Below are 16,557 nucleotides of genomic sequence, written 5' to 3'. Positions count from 1 at the left end.
GTATTTGAGAATGACTTGCAGACGCTAATGAATCCCGCGGCAGTTAGCCTACCCAATATCCTGACCATCGAAGATGACCCTGTGCTCGGTGCCTACGTCCACGAGCATTTGGGGCACTGCGGGTTTCAGGTCACTTGGTGCCAGAACGGCCAGCAAGGCTTGCAACTGGCGCGTAGCCAAGTGTTCGACGTGGTGTTGATGGATATTTTGCTGCCGGGGCTGGATGGCTTGTCGATCCTCACGCACTTGCGCCAGCATCACGCGACGCCGGTCATCCTGATGTCTGCCTTGGGCGCCGAGGCTGACCGCATCAACGGCTTTCGCCTGGGCGCGGACGATTACCTGCCCAAGCCGTTCAGCATGATTGAACTGCGGGTGCGCATCGAAGCCATCCTGCGCCGCGTGGCCTTGGACCGTCGGCCGTTGCCGACGCAGCAAGCGATGCGCGACGACGCACGCACCCTGCGCTTTGATGATGAGCTGTGCGATGTCGTCTATCAGGCGCAGTGGGCCGGACTGACCCGCAGTGAATACCGTCTGCTGGAAACCCTGCACCGCAACGGGGAAGAGGTCCTGAGCAAGGCCTTCCTTTATCAACATGTGTTGCAGCGCGGCTATGCACCCCACGACCGCAGCCTCGATATGCACATCAGCCAGATGCGTCGCAAGCTCAAGGCCACCGGCTACAGCGAGCGCGAAGTGCGCACGGTGTGGGGCAAGGGTTATGTACTGAGCGGTCACGATGACGCTGTTTGAGCGGCCATTGCAGCGGCTTCCGGGCAAGCATTCGATATTCTGGAAGCTGGCGTGCCTGCTGATTGCTTTCTGCTTGCTGATGATCTGGCTCAGTTGGTCGTGGGGCCGGTACATGGAGGAGCAGAACGCCTTCCTGGCGGACAAGTCCCGCGAGATTCTCAGGGGCTACGCGGCGGGTGCCGAGTTGGCCTTCAGCACCCAGGGGCGTGCCGGCGTGGATGCTTGGCTGCAATTGATGGCAACGCGTGAAAGCACTTGGGTCGGCGTGATCGGCAATGACCTGCAGTCACTCAGCAGCGCGCCACTGAACGATAAGGAAAGCCAGCGCCTGACTTTTTTGCGCGGCCTGGATTGGCCGGTCAGCCGCCATGTCAAAGGCTTGCCCTGGATGAAGGTGCCGTTTCCCGTCGACCCCAGCGTCGGCTCGCTGGTCATCGAACTGCCCCAACGCTTTATGCCGGGGCAATACCAGCTGTTCTGGCGGGTGGTGACCAATGGCATGATCCCAGGCCTGTTTACCCTGTTGCTGTGCATCGGCCTTTATCGGCTGCTGATCATGCCTCTCAACCAGCTGCGCGAGCAGGCCAACGCCTGGCGTGCCGATCAATTGAATACCCGTCTGTCCCACGATGCCACCAGTCGCCAGGATGAACTCGGCGAATTGGGGCGCGCCTTTGACCAGATGTCCGAGCGCCTGCAAGGCACAGTGGTGGTGCAACGGCAACTGCTGCGGGACATGTCCCATGAACTGCGCACGCCGTTAAGCCGTTTGCGGGTGGCCTGTGACAGTGAGCGAGACCTGACGCAACTGCGTGAGCGGCTGGGACGGGAGATCGATGCCATGCAACGCCTGGTGGATGACAGCCTGCAACTGGCCTGGCTGGATACCGAGCGGGCGCCGCTGCCGGTGGAAAACATCCAGGTGCAAGCGCTGTGGGACATGCTCAGCGAGAACGCCTGTTTTGAAAGCGACTGGCCAGCCACGCGCCTGCCGTGTGTGGTCGGGGCTGATTGCTGGGTGCGCGGCAACCTGAATGCCTTGGCCCAGGCGCTGGAAAATATCCTGCGCAACGCCATACGACATTCCCCTGTGGGCGGGATTGTGTGGCTTGATGGACGCCGTGATGGCGAGTACTGGCACCTGTGGCTGGAAGATCAGGGCGGGGGAATTGATGAGGGCGATCTGGAACGGATCTTTGCGCCGTTCACCCGGCTGGAGGGTTCTCGCCCCGGCGACGGCGGCTTCGGACTGGGCTTGAGCATCGCGCGCAATGCCGTGCAACGCCAGGGCGGCAGCCTCTGGGCGGAAAACGCCGGGCAGGGCTTGCGCGTGCACCTGCGGTTGCCGGCCCGCGCGGATTAACCGCGGCGCTGTTTGCGTTTCTTCCATTGGTGCGCGACCCACCAGCGCCAGTAAATCATGGTCAGGCAATAGGCCAGCGCACCCAATACCAGGCCCAACACCACCGAACCCAGCAGGAACGGCTGCCACAGCGTGCTCAGCTGACCGCTGATCCATTCCCAGGTCAGGTCATCGGGCAGGCTGCGCGGCGGCACATTCATCAGCCACGCGCCGGTCATGTAGGTACAAAAGAACACCACCGGCATGGTGATCGGGTTGGTCAGCCACACCAGGCTGATGGCAATGGGCATATTGCCGCGCACCGCGATTGCCAGCACCGCAGCCAGCAGCATCTGCAAGGGGATCGGGATAAACGCCGCGAACAAGCCCACGGCCATGGCACGCGCCACCGAGTGTCGGTTCAGGTGCCAGAGGTTCGGGTCATGCAGCAAGGTGCCAAGAAACTGTAATGACTTGTGTTCCCTGATACTGGTGGGGTCGGGCATGTACCGTTTGAATAAGCGCCGGGGCATAAGGGGTCCAGGTCAGTTCGAGGGGCAAGTATGCCCGCATTCTATAAACAGAAAATTCAGACTTTGTGACAAAACATCATAGGCGTTGCTCGGTGTCCGGCTAAGACTGAGTGGATCACTTGGAAGGGATGATTCATGAAGACAGGGATGTTCGCGCTCGCGCTGGGGCTGCTCGCCTTGCGTTTTTTACCCGCGTTGCCGCCTGCCGCGGGGGTGTTGGCCATGTGCGTGCTGGCGTTGATGCTGCTGCCGTTTCGCAGCCACCCACTGGCGTTCTTTCTGCTGGGCTTGAGTTGGGCGTGCATCAGCGCGCAGTGGGCGCTGGATGACCGCCTGCAACCGGCGCTCGATGGCCAGACGCGCTGGGTGGAGGGCCGTGTGACCGGGTTGCCGCAGCAGACCAGCACGGGCGTGCGTTTCGAACTGACCGACGGCCGGTCCCCCAAGGCGCGTTTACCCAAGCGTATTCGCGTGGCCTGGCATGGCGGGCCACCGGTGCGCAGTGGGGAGCGCTGGCGCTTGGCCGTGACGCTCAAGCGGCCATCCGGCGTGCTCAACTTCCATGGCTTTGATCATGAGGCCTGGCTGTTGGCCCAGCGCATCGGTGCCACCGGCTCGGTGAAAGACGGTGAGCGTTTGGCGCCGACGCGCAACGCTTGGCGCGACGCGGTCCGCCAACGACTGATGGCGGTGGATGCCCAAGGCCGCGAGGCCGGGCTGGCCGCCTTGGTGCTGGGCGATGGCTCGGGGCTGGCCGCCGAGGATTGGCGTGTGTTGCAGGACACCGGTACGGTGCACCTGCTGGTGATATCCGGCCAGCATATTGGCTTGCTGGCGGGGTTGATCTATGGGCTGGTCACACTGCTGGCGCGCTACGGTTGCTGGCCCCCCGCCTGGCCGTGGCTGCCTTGGGCGTGTGGCCTGGCATTTGCTGCCGCGCTGGGCTACGGCCTGCTGGCGGGGTTCGGAGTGCCGGTGCAAAGGGCCTGCGTGATGGTGGGGCTGGTATTGCTGTGGCGTTTGCGTTTTCGCCATTTGGGCGCCTGGTGGCCATTGTTACTGGCATTTAATGGCGTGCTGATCCTTGAGCCTTTGGCCAGCCTGCAGCCGGGGTTCTGGTTGTCGTTCGCGGCTGTCGCGGTATTGGTGCTGGCATTCGGTGGGCGTTTGGGGCGGTGGAGCGCCTGGCAAGCCTGGACCCGTCCCCAGTGGTTGATCGCGATCGGCCTGTTTCCGCTGTTGCTGGTGCTGGGGCTGCCCATCAGTCTCAGCGCGCCGTTGGCTAACCTGTTTGCCGTGCCATGGATCAGCCTGGTGGTGTTGCCCTTGGCATTGTTGGGCACTGTGCTGGTGGCGGTGCCCTTTGTGGGGGAGGGGCTGTTATGGCTGGCGGGTGGGGCGCTGGATGGGTTGTTCCGCGCCTTGGCGTTGCTGGCCGGGCACCTGCCGGCATGGATACCGGCCGAGGTGCCGATGGGCTATTGGCTGGTGAGCGTCGCGGGTGCAGTGTTACTGCTGTTGCCCAGGGGCGTACCGTTACGACCGATGGGGTGGCCGATGCTGTTGTTGGCGGTGTTTCCGCCGCGGGAGCCGGTGCCCCATGGGCAGGTTGAGGTGGTGCAACTGGATGTCGGTCAGGGGCAGGCGCTGGTGCTGCGCACCCGTCATCACACCTTGCTCTACGATGCGGGCCCGCGCTCGGGGGAAGTCGATCTTGGCGCGCGTGTGGTATTGCCGTCATTGAGAAAACTCGGGGTGGAGGTATTGGACATGATGCTGCTCAGCCACGCCGACGCCGACCATGCCGGCGGTGCGGCGGCTATTGCCCGTGGGCTGCCGATCAGACGGGTAGTCGGAGGCGAAACACGAGGCTTGCCGGCGTTTCTCGGCACTGAACCCTGTGTCAGCGGTGAACAGTGGGAGTGGGATGGGGTGTCATTTGAACTGTGGCAGTGGCCAGATGCTATTAGTGGTAACCCGAAATCCTGTGTATTACAGGTCCAGGCCAAGGGTGAGCGCATGTTGCTCACGGGGGATATTGATCGCGCCGCCGAGCGGGCTTTTCTTGCCTCGCCCTTGGCTGTGCGGACCGATTGGTTGCAGGCGCCCCATCATGGCAGCCGCAGTTCTTCGTCCTGGCCCTTTGTGCAGCGGCTGGCGCCCACGGCGGTGCTGATTTCCAGGGGGCGAGGCAACGCGTTCGGCCACCCCCACCCCCAGGTGATGGAACGCTACCGGGCACTGGGTACCCAGGTTTATGACAGTGCTGAACAAGGGGCTGTGCGTGTGCAATTGGGGGCGTTCCTGCCACCGACTGTTGCGCGCAGTCAACGCCGTTTCTGGCGCGAAGCGTTACCGTAATCCTGCGTTACCAAAGACCGGAGCCCGTGAGAGGCGGGTCCATGGCCGACGAACCCTGCTGCCGAACCTATATGGTAAAGTGGCGCACTTTTTCGAGGGGACATTCACTGTGTGGGAATTGGTCAAATCCGGCGGCTGGATGATGTTGCCGATCATCATGAGTTCCATCGCCGCACTCGGCATCGTTGCCGAACGCCTGTGGACCCTGCGCGCCAGTCGCGTCACCCCGGAGCATCTGCTGGGGCAGGTCTGGGGCTGGATCAAGAACAAGCAACTGGACAAGCAAAAGCTCAAGGAGCTGCGCGCCCATTCACCGCTGGGTGAAATTCTCGCCGCCGGCCTGGCCAACTCCAAGCATGGTCGCGAGATCATGAAGGAGTGCATTGAAGAAGCGGCTGCCCGCGTCATCCATGAGCTGGAGCGCTACATCAACGCCCTGGGTACCATCGCGGCCATGGCGCCGTTGCTCGGCCTGCTGGGCACGGTGTTGGGCATGATCGATATTTTCAGCGCCTTCACGGGCTCCGGCATGACCACCAACGCTGCCGTGCTGGCCGGCGGTATTTCCAAGGCATTGATCACCACGGCCGCGGGCCTGATGGTCGGTATTCCCTCGGTGTTCTTCCATCGCTTCCTGCAGCGCCGCATCGATGAACTGGTGGTGGGCATGGAGCAGGAAGCCATCAAGCTGGTGGAAGTGGTGCAGGGCGACCGTGATGTGGACCTGGTCGAGGGCAAAGCGTGAAATTTCGCCGCAAGCAACGGGAAAATGTCGATATCAACCTTGCGTCGCTGATTGACGTGGTGTTTATCCTGCTGCTGTTTTTTGTCGTCACCACCACCTTCACCCGACAGACCGAGCTGCGCGTCGACTTGCCGGAAGCAGTGAGCGGGTCGCCGGCCGAGGACCAGGAGGTCAAGCAACTGGACATCGCCATCAGCGCCGACGGGGTGTTTTCGGTTAACAATCAGTTGCTGGAAAAAAACGACCTCAATAGCCTGATGGAGGCCTTGCAGAAGGAATCCGGTGGCGACACCAAGATGCCCCTGTCCATCAGTGCCGATGGCAAGACCCAGCATCAAGCCGTGATCACCGCGATGGATGCCGCCGGCAAGCTGGGTTTCAGCCATCTGCGCATGTCCACGGTCGAGGCGGCGAGCCAACCCTGATGGCCATGTCCGATCGTTTGCTCAAGGCTTGGTACGAAGGTCATCCGGCGCTCACGCTGTTGCGGCCGCTGGAGTGTCTGTATCGCCGGGTGGTGCAGCGCAAGCGTGCGCGTTTCGTGGCGGGCGAGGGCGACATCTATCAATCGCCGGTGCCTGTGGTTGTGGTCGGTAATATCACCGTAGGAGGCACTGGCAAGACGCCGTTGATCCTATGGTTGATCGAGCATTGCCGGCGCAGTGGCTTGCGTGTGGGGGTGGTCAGTCGTGGGTATGGCGCCAAGCCGCCGCAGTTGCCATGGCGCGTCGAGGCCGACCAAAGCGCCGCAGTGGCCGGCGACGAGCCCTTGCTGATCGTGCAGCGCAGCGGTGTAGCACTGATGATCGATCCCGATCGCAGTCGCGCAGTGAAGGCCTTGCTGGCCAGTGACAACCTCGACCTGATCCTCTCTGACGACGGCCTGCAGCATTACCGCCTGGCTCGCGACCTTGAACTGGTGCTGATTGACGCCGCGCGCGGCTTGGGCAATCGCCGTTGCCTGCCGGCCGGGCCATTGCGCGAGCCGATGGAGCGCCTGCAGAGCGTTGATGCGCTGCTCTACAATGGTGCCACTACGGACCGCGACGACGGTTTTGCCTTTCGTCTGCTGCCCACCACGTTGGTCAATCTGCACAGCGGCGAGCACCAGTCGGTCGATCATTTTCCGATGGGCCAGCAGGTGCATGCGGTCGCTGGCATCGGCAACCCGCAACGTTTCTTCAACACCCTCGAGACGCTACACTGGCGTCCAATACCCCATGCTTTCGCCGACCACGCGCCCTACAGCGCCGAAGTCCTGAATTTCACGCCGTCATTACCACTGGTCATGACCGAGAAGGACGCGGTGAAGTGCCGCGCCTTTGCCCGGCCAGACTGGTGGTACCTTGCGGTGGATGCGGTACCGTCGCCGGCGTTTGTCGCTTGGTTCGACACGCAGTTGATGCGCCTGTTACCCGACCGCCTCTTGCCTTAAAACGCTTCTTTCCAGGAAACACTCATGGACACCAAACTGCTCGATATCCTCGCTTGCCCGATCTGCAAAGGCCCGCTCAAGCTCAGCGCCGACAAAACCGAGCTGATCAGCAAGGGCGCTGGCCTGGCTTATCCCATCCGTGATGGCATTCCGGTCATGCTGGAAAGCGAAGCTCGCACCCTGACTACCGATGAGCGCCTGGATAAATGACCACCGCCTTTACCGTTGTCATTCCCTCGCGATATGCCTCGACGCGCTTGCCGGGCAAGCCGCTGCAACTGATCGGCGACAAGCCGATGATCCAACTGGTGTGGGAACAGGCCTGCAAGAGCAGCGCCGAGCGAGTCGTGGTGGCGACCGATGACCCGCGGATCATCGAAGCCTGCAAAGGGTTTGGTGCCGAAGCGGTGCTGACCCGCGAAGACCATAATTCCGGTACCGACCGCCTGGCCGAAGTGGCCACCAAGCTTGGCCTGGCGCCCGATGCGATCGTGGTCAACGTGCAAGGCGACGAGCCGTTGATTCCACCGCGCGTGATTGACCAGGTGGCCGCCAATCTGGCGGCCCATGGCGAAGCGCGCATGGCGACCCTGGCCGAGCCGATCGAGGACATTGACACGCTGTTCAACCCGAACGTGGTCAAGGTGGTGAGCGATATCAACGGTCTGGCCCTGACATTCAGCCGTTCGACCTTGCCATGGGCGCGGGACGCGTTCGCCCAGAGTCGCGACGTGTTGCCGGAGGGCGTCCCGTATCGCCGCCATATCGGTATCTACGCCTACCGCGCCGGCTTCCTGCATGACTTCGTCAGTTGGGGCCCCTGCTGGTTGGAAAATACTGAATCCCTGGAGCAATTGCGTGCCTTGTGGCATGGCGTGCGCATCCACGTAGGCGATGCCCTGGAAGCTCCTCCTGCGGGCGTTGACACCCAGGAAGACCTCGAGCGCGTCCGTCGCCTGCTGGGGGCCTGATGGAGGTCCTGTTTGTCTGCCTGGGCAATATCTGCCGCTCGCCCACCGCAGAAGGCGTACTGCGCCATAAGTTGCGCGAAGCCGGGTTGGCCGACCAGGTCGACGTGGCATCTGCGGGGACCGGTGAGTGGCATGTCGGCAACCCGCCGGACCAGCGCAGTCAGCGTGCAGCGCTGCTGCGCGGTTATGACCTGTCGGCCCAGCGCGCCCAGCAGGTCTCTCGTGCCGACTTTGCGCGTTACGACCTGATCCTGGCCATGGACCACAGCAACCTGCGCAACCTCAAAGCGCTGCAGCCAGTGCAGGGCAAGGCGGAGCTGGACTTGTTCCTGCGTCGCTACGACGCCGAGGTGGACGAGGTGCCAGACCCTTATTACGAAGGTGAACAAGGCTTTGAACGGGTCCTGGACCTGATCGAGCGAGCCTGTGACTTATTGGTGATCGAATTGAAGGGGCGGTTATGACCTTGCACGTGCTTACGCAGGTGTCGCTCAAGCCATTCAACAGCTTTGGCATCGATGTGCGCGCCCAATTGTTCGCCGAGGCCCATAGCGACGACGATGTCCGTGAAGCGCTGGCCTGCGCTGCTGTGCATGCGTTACCGCTGCTGGTGATCGGCGGGGGCAGCAATTTGCTGCTGACCCAGGACATCCCGGCCTTGGTATTGCGCATGGCAACCCAGGGCATTCGCGTGCTGCACGATGATGGCCTGCACGTGGTGGTTGAGGCCGAAGCGGGCGAAGCCTGGCACCCGTTTGTGCTGTGGACCCTCGAACACGGCTTTTGCGGCCTGGAAAACCTCAGCCTGATCCCCGGCACCGTCGGTGCGGCACCGATGCAGAACATCGGCGCCTACGGCGTGGAGATCAAGGATGTGTTTGCCGGCCTCACGGCCCTGGATCGCCAGACCGGCGAGCTGCGGGATTTCAGCCTGCAAGAATGCCAGTTCGCCTACCGCGACAGCCTGTTCAAGCATGAGACCGGGCGCTGGCTGATTCTACGGGTGCGTTTTGCCCTCAGCCGCGCCAGCCATCTGAAACTAGACTACGGTCCAGTGCAGCAGCGCCTGGCCGGGCAGGGGATCACCGAGGCAACCCCGAGCGATGTCAGTCGGGCGATTTGCAGCATTCGTCGGGAAAAACTGCCGGATCCGGCGGAGCTGGGCAATGCGGGTAGTTTCTTCAAGAACCCATTGGTTTCCCAGGCGCTGGCCGAAGAGCTACGGGGCCTTTACCCGGACCTGGTGGCCTACCCCCAGGCGGACGGGCAGATGAAGCTCGCCGCCGGTTGGCTGATCGATAAGGCTGGCTGGAAGGGCTTTCGGGATGGCGACGCAGGTGTACATAAAATGCAGGCGTTGGTGCTGGTCAACTATGGCGGCGCCACAGGGCACGATATAGCGAACCTGGCGCTGCGTATCCAGCGCGATATCGCCGAACGCTTTAACGTCGAGCTGGAAATGGAGCCGAACCAGTACTGAGCATCCACGCCAAGCGCTGGAAACAAAAATGCCCCGCATCTTTCGATACGGGGCATTTTTTATTGCGGGATGAATCAGTCGTCGCGGCTCATGATGCCGAAGATCTGCAACAGGCTGATAAACAGGTTGTAGATCGACACATACAGGCTGATGGTCGCCATGATGTAGTTGCGTTCACCGCCGTGGATGATGGCGCTGGTCTGGAACAGGATGCACACCGACGAGAACAGCACGAACCCTGCGCTGATTGCCAGTTGCAGGCCACTGATCTGGAAGAACATGCCCGCGACCACCGCGGCCAGCAACACGAAGAAGCCAGCGGTGATGAAACCACCCAGGAAGCTCATGTCCTTGCGGGTAATCAGCACGTAGGCCGACAGACCACCAAATACCAGGGCGGTCATGGCAAACGCCGAGCTGACCACTTCCGCACCGCCGGCCATGCCCAGGTAACGGTTAAGGATCGGGCCGAGGATAAAGCCCATGAAACCGGTCAACGCAAAGGCCGACACCAGGCCCCAGGCCGAGTCACGCAGCTTGTTGGTCAGGAAGAACAGGCCATAGAAACCGATCAACACGACAAAGATATTCGGATAGCCAACACGCATCTGTTGGGCCACGAACGCCATTACGCCGCTGAATGCGAGGGTAAGGGCGAGCAAGCCGTACGTGTTGCGCAAGACGCGGCTGACTTCAAGCTGCTCAGCCTGCGCGTTACCATTCACTGCGTAATTCTGTTCGCGCATGGCGACACTCCTTCAGTTTTGAAACGTTCAGTCGCAAAGATCATAACAGACGCTCTGTAACAAGCGATGGCGAGAGTTTGACAGTGTGTTTCATTCGGGTATTATGGCGCCCGCTGAGACGGGATGGGCTACTATAATCCTGTGACGCGCAAGGGAAATTGGCAGAGTGGTTGAATGCACCGGTCTTGAAAACCGGCGGACGTTAATAGCGTCTCCAGGGTTCGAATCCCTGGTTTCCCGCCACGAACTCAACAAAATCAAGGGCTTAGATGAAAATCTAGGCCCTTTTTTTGTGTTTTTTCGGACGAGAGATGGGGTAGGGCGTGCCACTCCCTGGATAAAATGAGGTGGTCTCTAAGAGTGCAACAATTCCAGTGACCCTAAAGCAGCCAATCATCATCAGCGCCTGCGTGTCAGGGATTACAGCTCAGCTGATTGCACAAATCCCTGAAGCCAAACATCAAGCGGCGATTACCCCCTATTGCATCAACGGTGACCTTTGGATAAGGATTTCGGCTTCAGGCTCGACAAAGCCGACCACTGAAGTCTGGGAAAATGCTGATCTAGATGAGCAAGGTCTCCCTTCTTCTTGGCGTTCCTATCCGACAGGGCTGCCTCAAGCCATTTCGGCATTGTTACCCGAAGCGTTGCATATCCGCGCAATGGATGATGTCCAGGAAGACTTAGGCAAAGGCAAAGCTGGCAGCACAATTCGTGGGTTGCTGGATGAAATCATGGCTCCCATCCTCACTGCCCACCAAGAAGTACAGGATGCACTCGCAGCGGTCAGGAATATATTGGGGGCTGATGGTGAGAACAGATCCCCTCTGCTGGCTGAGTTCGATACCAGCGCCACTAATGCCCTCTCAAGCTTCTTCCCTGGGTTATCGTTAAACCTAGACGTACCGTCAATCGACGTTAAAGAGTTTTTCAAGAGCGGTGATCTAAACGTGACCGACGAGATATCCGGTCAAACCAGGCGTTTCGACACTTTAGGTAGCGGTGCGCAGCGTGCGATACAAATGGCCTTGATCCGGCTTCTGGCCGACATCCGTAAAACACGCGATCAAGACCTTGCCCGTCGCCTCCTACTGATCGATGAACCTGAGATTTTCCTCCACCCTCAAGGCGTCAGAGGCCTTAGGGAAGCACTGCATGTGCTTTCGAAATCCGGCTACCAAGTCGTGTTCACAACCCATTCGCCCTTGATGGTAAGCAGGGATAACGCGCCTGAGACGGTTATAGTGCGCAGATCTCGGGAGAATGGTTCCGAGGTTCGCATTCCGATGGGCGCGGCGGTTGCGCAAGCTATGGCAGAGGCACAAGCACAATCCCGAACCCTTTTTGAGCTCGGAAATATCGCTGAGATATATTTTGCTGAAAAGGTAATTCTCTGCGAGGGCAAGACTGATCAGAGGCTGCTACCACTAATCTACGAAAAGCTCTACGGAGTCAGGCCTGAGCTCGAACGGATCTGTTTTGTTGCTCTCGGTAGTTGTACTTCGATTCCCAAAGGTTTTTCTGTCCTCACAGCAATGGGTATCAAATGCGGCGTGATTGCAGATTTAGATTTTGCATTCACTCATGCCAGAGGGCCTTGGCTACCGAAGGAATGCGAAGAGATGGACAAAGTCAGGTCTGTGCTCCTAGTGGTCGGCCAAACTGAAGGGTTTCTGATCGGTGGAAACGGATTGCCTCAGAATTCAAAAACCGGCTCAGCGTCTGACTGTTGGGCTGCCTTTGCGAAAAATGCTGACGGCCATGCGCTTGCGAATGCTGCGCACGAGGCAATGAAGGGCTTTGCAACCTGGGTCTGGCCAATGGGCTGCATTGAGGACGCATTGAATATCGAGGAGAAGGGAGAGGCAGCTATCATTGCTCAAGAAGACAATATCCGGAACTGGCAGCCGGAGGTCATTGACCAAGAGTTTCCCGTTTTCCGTAGCACCCTAGATTGGATGCGAGCTATCTAACCTCGCGTCTCGCAGCAAAGCTTCTGCCTGGTGTCGTTCAATTCGGTGAGATGTGATCTCAGTTGATACCCCCAAAAGACTTGGGCGCCATTGGCGTAGCCTGGCATAAATTAAGGGCAAAATATGTTCAGCAAATCTCAGATAATGACCATCCCAGTCCTGATCTCATCGGTACTTTTACTCACCGGGTGTCCGCCACCGGCGTCTTTCACCCAATGGAAACGCGCTTCTACCTCTGTAGAGGGCGTTAAAGCCGCAATGGCAGAATGTGGCGACCCTGTGGCAGGGCCACAAAACCATTTCCCAATAAACGAACAAATAATCCACTTTCAGTGCATGCAGCGTCGCGGTTTTACTCGAAAAGACGGCTTTGAATACTGCGACATAATGAAGAATATGCCGGCCTGTGTTGAAGAAAGGCAGGGGAGGCCGCTCAGCTTGTCCCAGCTCGAAGCGTTACCGTTTGTCGAAGACGAAGCATTTCACCCAATCAAGCCTAATTCAGGCCGGGATGAACGTATGCAGGTCTCATGGCGTAGAGCGGGAGCGTCACGCCATTTTTCATTCAAGGTAGCTAATGACAGCGAAGCCCTGCCGGTGATGTATGCGTGCGGCTATGCGAAGCCACTTGGGTCGAATCTGGACGTCGCAAGCATCGGGCGCACTGCAGAAGTGCAGCGTTGCATGATTGATCATGGCTTTGAACCCAAAAACAAAATTATGCTGGTTTGCCAGACTTACCCCCAAGTGACGGGCTGTTCGTCGACAACTCCGCCGAGTTGATGCAGGCAGAGAGCAGGGCCGAGAGGGGCTTGCTCGTTCAAAATAAGAGGACGTCCTAGACGCGCGACCTTTCAACTCATGGGCACAATTGGATTTTCTACATCGATTTAACGGATAGCACTTCCACGTATTTGTATTTCTTCTTGGCAGCCTTCACAGCATCTTGTTCGGCGAGCAACGAGCTCAACGTATCAGACTCGTGAATCAACTCGGTCATTTTTCCCTCGAACTCGTTTCCAACCCGTAGCGTGACCCGCAGCCTGGGCGTAAATGCTTTCGCCAGCTTCTTCTTGGCTGCTGGAGCGACAACGGGTTTTGCGAGCACAATTTCTTCCACAGGCTCATTTACTAGAGGAGCAGATATCTGCTCTTCGGGCTGAGGCGTACCGAATAGGGCACGACGCATTTCTTCTTCAGTTAATTCAGAGCTCATAGAACATCTCAAAGTGGGCAGTAATCAGCTCGACGAATTCTACTAGGATGGCGGCTCAAGCGTGTCCTCTGGGAGCATGTACGGCCACTGTGAATTCGTGCTACATGGTCACAACATTTCAACGTGGTAGTGGGCCTGATAGCGATAAAAATGATGCAACGTAAGCTAGGCTATTGAGGGCTTAAGGGGTCATCGCAATGGTTGTCTGGCTTCGTCTTCGACAACTGAGTGAACTGTTCCAATGCGTTTTGGAAGTCCTCCAATGCAAAGCTTACCGGCTTGCTCCCTGCGATCCATTGTGTCGAGATTCCAACTTCCAGTTTGTCGGAAATACTTCGACCGAAGCGCCGCCAGTGGACGGTGTCGCTCATGCGCTTCTGTGGAGGCTGGAAATGGAGCGCGTTCTTTCGAGCCATGATGCTGATAATTTTCGCGTCCTCCTTCAGGTTCGGCTTGAAAAACGATTGAGTCAATTTTGGACGCTATGACATGGAGCCATGTCTGACTTTTCTTCAAGGCATATGCTCTGAGCATCTGATGGATGCAGCTGCTCGATCTTTCTTCATTCATAACAGATAGCCTTATCAGGTGCACCAAAGGGTCTGTCGAATGCCCTCTATTTCTTTTCACCGCGTCGTTGCTTTGTTGCGCCGGCAACGCTCCGAGCAGTAGAGCACCTCCTCCCAGCAGCGCGCCCATTTCTTTCTCCAAGTAAATGGTAGGCCACACGTCATGCAGGTTTTGACTGGGAGCTCACTCTTTTTCAAAACGACTGACCTTCATCCAGTTTTGCGAGTAACAACTCGCCGCGTCGCCATAACGCCTGCTGTTTGGATTCATCCATGTGGTCGAGGTTTTTATAAATCATGGCCATTCGCTGGTTGCCGCGAAGGCGGTCGCCGTGGCGCATCAGGAAGTGCCAATAGAGCGAGTTGAACGGGCAGGCATCGCCTGTCGTGCTTTCGCTTACTTTGTATGCGCAGCCACGGCAATAATCAGACATACGCTTGATGTACTGCCCGCTCGCGCAGTAGGGTTTCGAGCCTAGATATCCGCCGTCTGCGTGCATAACCATGCCGAGTGTATTGGGCAGCTCCACCCAATCGAAAGCGTCCATGTAGATCGCCAGATACCACTCACATATCTGACTCGGTGCGATACCTGCCAGCAGGGCGAAATTGCCAGTCACCATGAGACGTTGAATGTGGTGAGCGTAGGCATGCTCAAGGCTCTGGTTGATGGCTTGGCGCATGCAATTCATCTGCGTGTCGCCCGTCCAGTAGAACTCTGGGAGCGACCGCGAATTACCGAATGCGTTGCCGTCGGCATAGTCAGGCATCTTCAGCCAGTAGACGCCTCGGACATACTCCCGCCAGCCGATCAGTTGTCGAATAAAACCTTCGGCAGCGTTCAGCGCAATGCTGCCCGACAGGTACGCCGATTCAACATCGCTGCACAGCTGACGAAGATCCAGCAGTCCAATATTCAGCGCGGCGCTTATTCGGGCATGAAACAGGAACGGCTCGTTACAGGCCATCGCGTCTTGGTAGTCGCCGAAGGCTGCCAGGCCCCAGTCGAGGAAGTAATCCCAGAGGGCCTGAGCTTCGGCATGGGTTACCGGGTAGTCGAATGTGTCGAGCGTGCCGTAGTGGCTTGCGAAATTTTTGGCAACTAACGCAAGAACATCTCGGGTAATTGCGTCAGGAGTAAAACGTGCGGGTGATGGAGGCCTTACGCCCTTGGGTAAAGCCTTTCTGTTTTCTGCATCAAAGTTCCATGCACCTCCGACCGGGCTACCGTCCCCATTGAGTAATAGCCGGCTCTTGCGGCGCATCTCGCGATAGAAGAACTCCATGCGCAGCTGCTTTTTGCCATTCGCCCAGGTAAAGAACTCGGCACGGGAGCAGAGAAAGCGAGAATCCGAATGCCATTTTATCGCTAAACCACAGTCCTTTATCGATTGCTCCAAGCGCCAGTCGCCGCACTCGGTGATGTGGATTTCATCCGGTCGCAAAAGTGCGCGCCACCGCTCTAACTCGCGAGGCACCGATCCAGTATTTTCTGGGTCATCGAGCTTTACGTACTGCACCTTGACTCCCCGTTGCTGCAACGCCTCGGCGAAGTGGCGCATAGCGCTGAAGATAAGGGTGATCTTTTGCGGATGATGAGGAACATGGCTGGCTTCTTCCATCACCTCGACCATGAGCACGGTATCGCATTCGATATCAACGGCCTGTAGTGAGGCGAGATCGAACGACAGCTGATCACCTAGGATCAGGCGAAGGCTGCTAGCTTTATTCATCATTACCTCTTGCAGGCGACGTCTTGCTGCCAGTGGCGCGTTTGGTATCAGGCACTACGCAGCCCTCATCGCGACACCGAACGCTGCCATCAGGATGGGGCAGCCATGCTAGATGCGGACGCAAGCGACAAAATAGGCGATAGCCAAGGTTTAGAAGTGGCCTAGTCGAACGCCATGATAACGGCTCCGCCCAGATACCAAGGCCCGCTGCTCGCCAGCTCCAAAGCGTCGCGTCTAAGCCAGTGACCCAGGTTCCATCGCCCAACCTGGCGTGCAGTATCGACTGCATTTCAACGAGCGTGAACCCAAGAGATTTTGCTTCGAAGGTAGGATCGCTGATGTCCACAAACAGGAGACGATCCGGTGCTGCTCGCACATTTAGGATCTTGATCTCCCGGGCGCAAAGAGGGCACTCGCCGTCGAAATAAAGCGTCAGTGGCCACCGCTCATTCTTGTACAACTTCTGATACCTTGTATAAGTTTTTAGACAAGATATGCTCAAAAAACTTCGATGACAACCGGGCCTAATCTTCGAGGCGAAATCAGGTTCCAAGCGGTGCCTGATCCGGGATTTCAGTTTTGTTTCTGGGGCTGGAGCTGAGACGTGTGGCCACGGCAGCTTGCCGACCTGATTGTGACGTTCGTCGTCTCACTGCTTTTCGTTCGTCTGATAGCTAAACGTGTTGCTGATCACGCC

At 58.5% G+C, this 16,557-nt stretch carries 18 protein-coding genes and 1 tRNA gene; 13 read left to right on the top strand and 6 right to left on the bottom strand.

From position 1 onward, the window contains the following. Positions 1-27 precede the first annotated feature (27 nt). Positions 28-756: a response regulator transcription factor gene (locus A7317_RS17875; RefSeq protein ID WP_069076499.1), complete on the top strand. Its 729-nt coding sequence runs from the start codon at positions 28-30 to the stop codon at positions 754-756. Beyond that, complete coding sequence (locus tag A7317_RS17870) at positions 743-2,119, top strand: sensor histidine kinase (RefSeq protein WP_069076498.1); 1,377 nt, start codon at positions 743-745, stop codon at positions 2,117-2,119. Before A7317_RS17875 ends, A7317_RS17870 begins: the two co-directional genes overlap by 14 nt. Here the strand turns inward: A7317_RS17870 and A7317_RS17865 are convergent. Next, complete coding sequence (locus A7317_RS17865; RefSeq protein WP_024076134.1) at positions 2,116-2,631, bottom strand: DUF2062 domain-containing protein; 516 nt, start codon at positions 2,629-2,631, stop codon at positions 2,116-2,118. The two genes, A7317_RS17870 and A7317_RS17865, sit on opposite strands and share 4 nt — an antisense overlap. Positions 2,632-2,766: 135 nt before the next feature. Here A7317_RS17865 and A7317_RS17860 point away from each other — a divergent pair, with 135 nt between their 5' ends. The 8 genes from A7317_RS17860 (at position 2,767) to murB (ending at position 9,623) form a co-directional block, all read left to right on the top strand. Continuing rightward, the gene (locus A7317_RS17860; RefSeq protein ID WP_237141772.1) at positions 2,767-4,992 is read left to right on the top strand and encodes a DNA internalization-related competence protein ComEC/Rec2; all 2,226 of its coding nucleotides are present in this window, start codon (positions 2,767-2,769) and stop codon (positions 4,990-4,992) included. Between the two features lie 109 nt (positions 4,993-5,101). Further along, positions 5,102-5,737 (top strand): MotA/TolQ/ExbB proton channel family protein, encoded by a 636-nt coding sequence (locus tag A7317_RS17855; RefSeq protein WP_024076132.1) that lies wholly within the window; start codon positions 5,102-5,104, stop codon positions 5,735-5,737. Beyond that, entirely contained in the window at positions 5,734-6,162 is a 429-nt protein-coding gene (locus A7317_RS17850; protein ID WP_024076131.1) for an ExbD/TolR family protein, read from the top strand. The genes A7317_RS17855 and A7317_RS17850 overlap by 4 nt, the downstream gene beginning before the upstream one ends. After that, on the top strand, positions 6,162-7,172 hold the full coding sequence (lpxK, locus tag A7317_RS17845; RefSeq protein WP_069076496.1) for a tetraacyldisaccharide 4'-kinase: 1,011 nt from the start codon (positions 6,162-6,164) through the stop codon (positions 7,170-7,172). The genes A7317_RS17850 and lpxK overlap by 1 nt, the downstream gene beginning before the upstream one ends. Before the next feature lie 24 nt (positions 7,173-7,196). Then, the gene (locus tag A7317_RS17840; RefSeq protein WP_003174668.1) at positions 7,197-7,382 is read left to right on the top strand and encodes a Trm112 family protein; all 186 of its coding nucleotides are present in this window, start codon (positions 7,197-7,199) and stop codon (positions 7,380-7,382) included. Further along, positions 7,379-8,143: a 3-deoxy-manno-octulosonate cytidylyltransferase gene (gene kdsB, locus A7317_RS17835; RefSeq protein ID WP_024076129.1), complete on the top strand. Its 765-nt coding sequence runs from the start codon at positions 7,379-7,381 to the stop codon at positions 8,141-8,143. The genes A7317_RS17840 and kdsB overlap by 4 nt, the downstream gene beginning before the upstream one ends. Further along, positions 8,143-8,607, top strand: coding sequence for a low molecular weight protein-tyrosine-phosphatase (locus A7317_RS17830; RefSeq protein ID WP_024076128.1), 465 nt, complete (start codon positions 8,143-8,145; stop codon positions 8,605-8,607). The genes kdsB and A7317_RS17830 overlap by 1 nt, the downstream gene beginning before the upstream one ends. Beyond that, a complete protein-coding gene (gene murB / locus A7317_RS17825) occupies positions 8,604-9,623 on the top strand; it encodes a UDP-N-acetylmuramate dehydrogenase (RefSeq protein WP_069076495.1) in 1,020 nt (339 codons plus the stop codon). Before A7317_RS17830 ends, murB begins: the two co-directional genes overlap by 4 nt. A gap of 74 nt (positions 9,624-9,697) precedes the next feature. Here murB and A7317_RS17820 read toward each other — a convergent pair whose 3' ends face one another. Then, positions 9,698-10,369, bottom strand: coding sequence for a Bax inhibitor-1/YccA family protein (locus tag A7317_RS17820; protein ID WP_010209655.1), 672 nt, complete (start codon positions 10,367-10,369; stop codon positions 9,698-9,700). Positions 10,370-10,521: 152 nt separating this feature from the next. Here A7317_RS17820 and A7317_RS17815 point away from each other — a divergent pair. The 3 genes from A7317_RS17815 to A7317_RS30140 all read left to right on the top strand — a co-directional run bounded on the left by A7317_RS17815 (position 10,522) and on the right by A7317_RS30140 (position 13,125). Next, positions 10,522-10,612: transfer RNA gene (locus A7317_RS17815), tRNA-Ser, on the top strand. 104 nt (positions 10,613-10,716) lie between these two features. Next, a complete protein-coding gene (locus tag A7317_RS17810; protein ID WP_237141771.1) occupies positions 10,717-12,342 on the top strand; it encodes an ATP-dependent nuclease in 1,626 nt (541 codons plus the stop codon). Between the two features lie 123 nt (positions 12,343-12,465). Further along, positions 12,466-13,125, top strand: a complete 660-nt coding sequence (locus A7317_RS30140; RefSeq protein WP_081329436.1) for a hypothetical protein — start codon at positions 12,466-12,468, stop codon at positions 13,123-13,125. Positions 13,126-13,222: 97 nt separating this feature from the next. Here A7317_RS30140 and A7317_RS17805 read toward each other — a convergent pair whose 3' ends face one another. The 4 genes from A7317_RS17805 to A7317_RS30130 all read right to left on the bottom strand — a co-directional run bounded on the left by A7317_RS17805 (position 13,223) and on the right by A7317_RS30130 (position 16,320). After that, complete coding sequence (locus tag A7317_RS17805) at positions 13,223-13,558, bottom strand: hypothetical protein (protein WP_069076494.1); 336 nt, start codon at positions 13,556-13,558, stop codon at positions 13,223-13,225. 626 nt (positions 13,559-14,184) lie between these two features. Further along, positions 14,185-14,325 (bottom strand): DUF2256 domain-containing protein, encoded by a 141-nt coding sequence (locus A7317_RS30135; RefSeq protein ID WP_081329435.1) that lies wholly within the window; start codon positions 14,323-14,325, stop codon positions 14,185-14,187. Beyond that, positions 14,322-15,860, bottom strand: coding sequence for a cryptochrome/photolyase family protein (locus A7317_RS17795; protein WP_024076114.1), 1,539 nt, complete (start codon positions 15,858-15,860; stop codon positions 14,322-14,324). Before A7317_RS17795 ends, A7317_RS30135 begins: the two co-directional genes overlap by 4 nt. Then, on the bottom strand, positions 15,853-16,320 hold the full coding sequence (locus A7317_RS30130; protein ID WP_081329434.1) for a thiol-disulfide oxidoreductase DCC family protein: 468 nt from the start codon (positions 16,318-16,320) through the stop codon (positions 15,853-15,855). The genes A7317_RS17795 and A7317_RS30130 overlap by 8 nt, the downstream gene beginning before the upstream one ends. Between the last annotated feature and the right edge of the window lie 237 nt (positions 16,321-16,557).

The sequence above is a fragment of the Pseudomonas fluorescens genome (genome assembly GCF_001708445.1).
Lineage (GTDB): Bacteria > Pseudomonadota > Gammaproteobacteria > Pseudomonadales > Pseudomonadaceae > Aquipseudomonas > Aquipseudomonas gorinensis.
The sequence above is the reverse complement of the archived record's forward strand: the minus strand, read 5'-3'. Positions and strand labels throughout refer to the sequence as shown.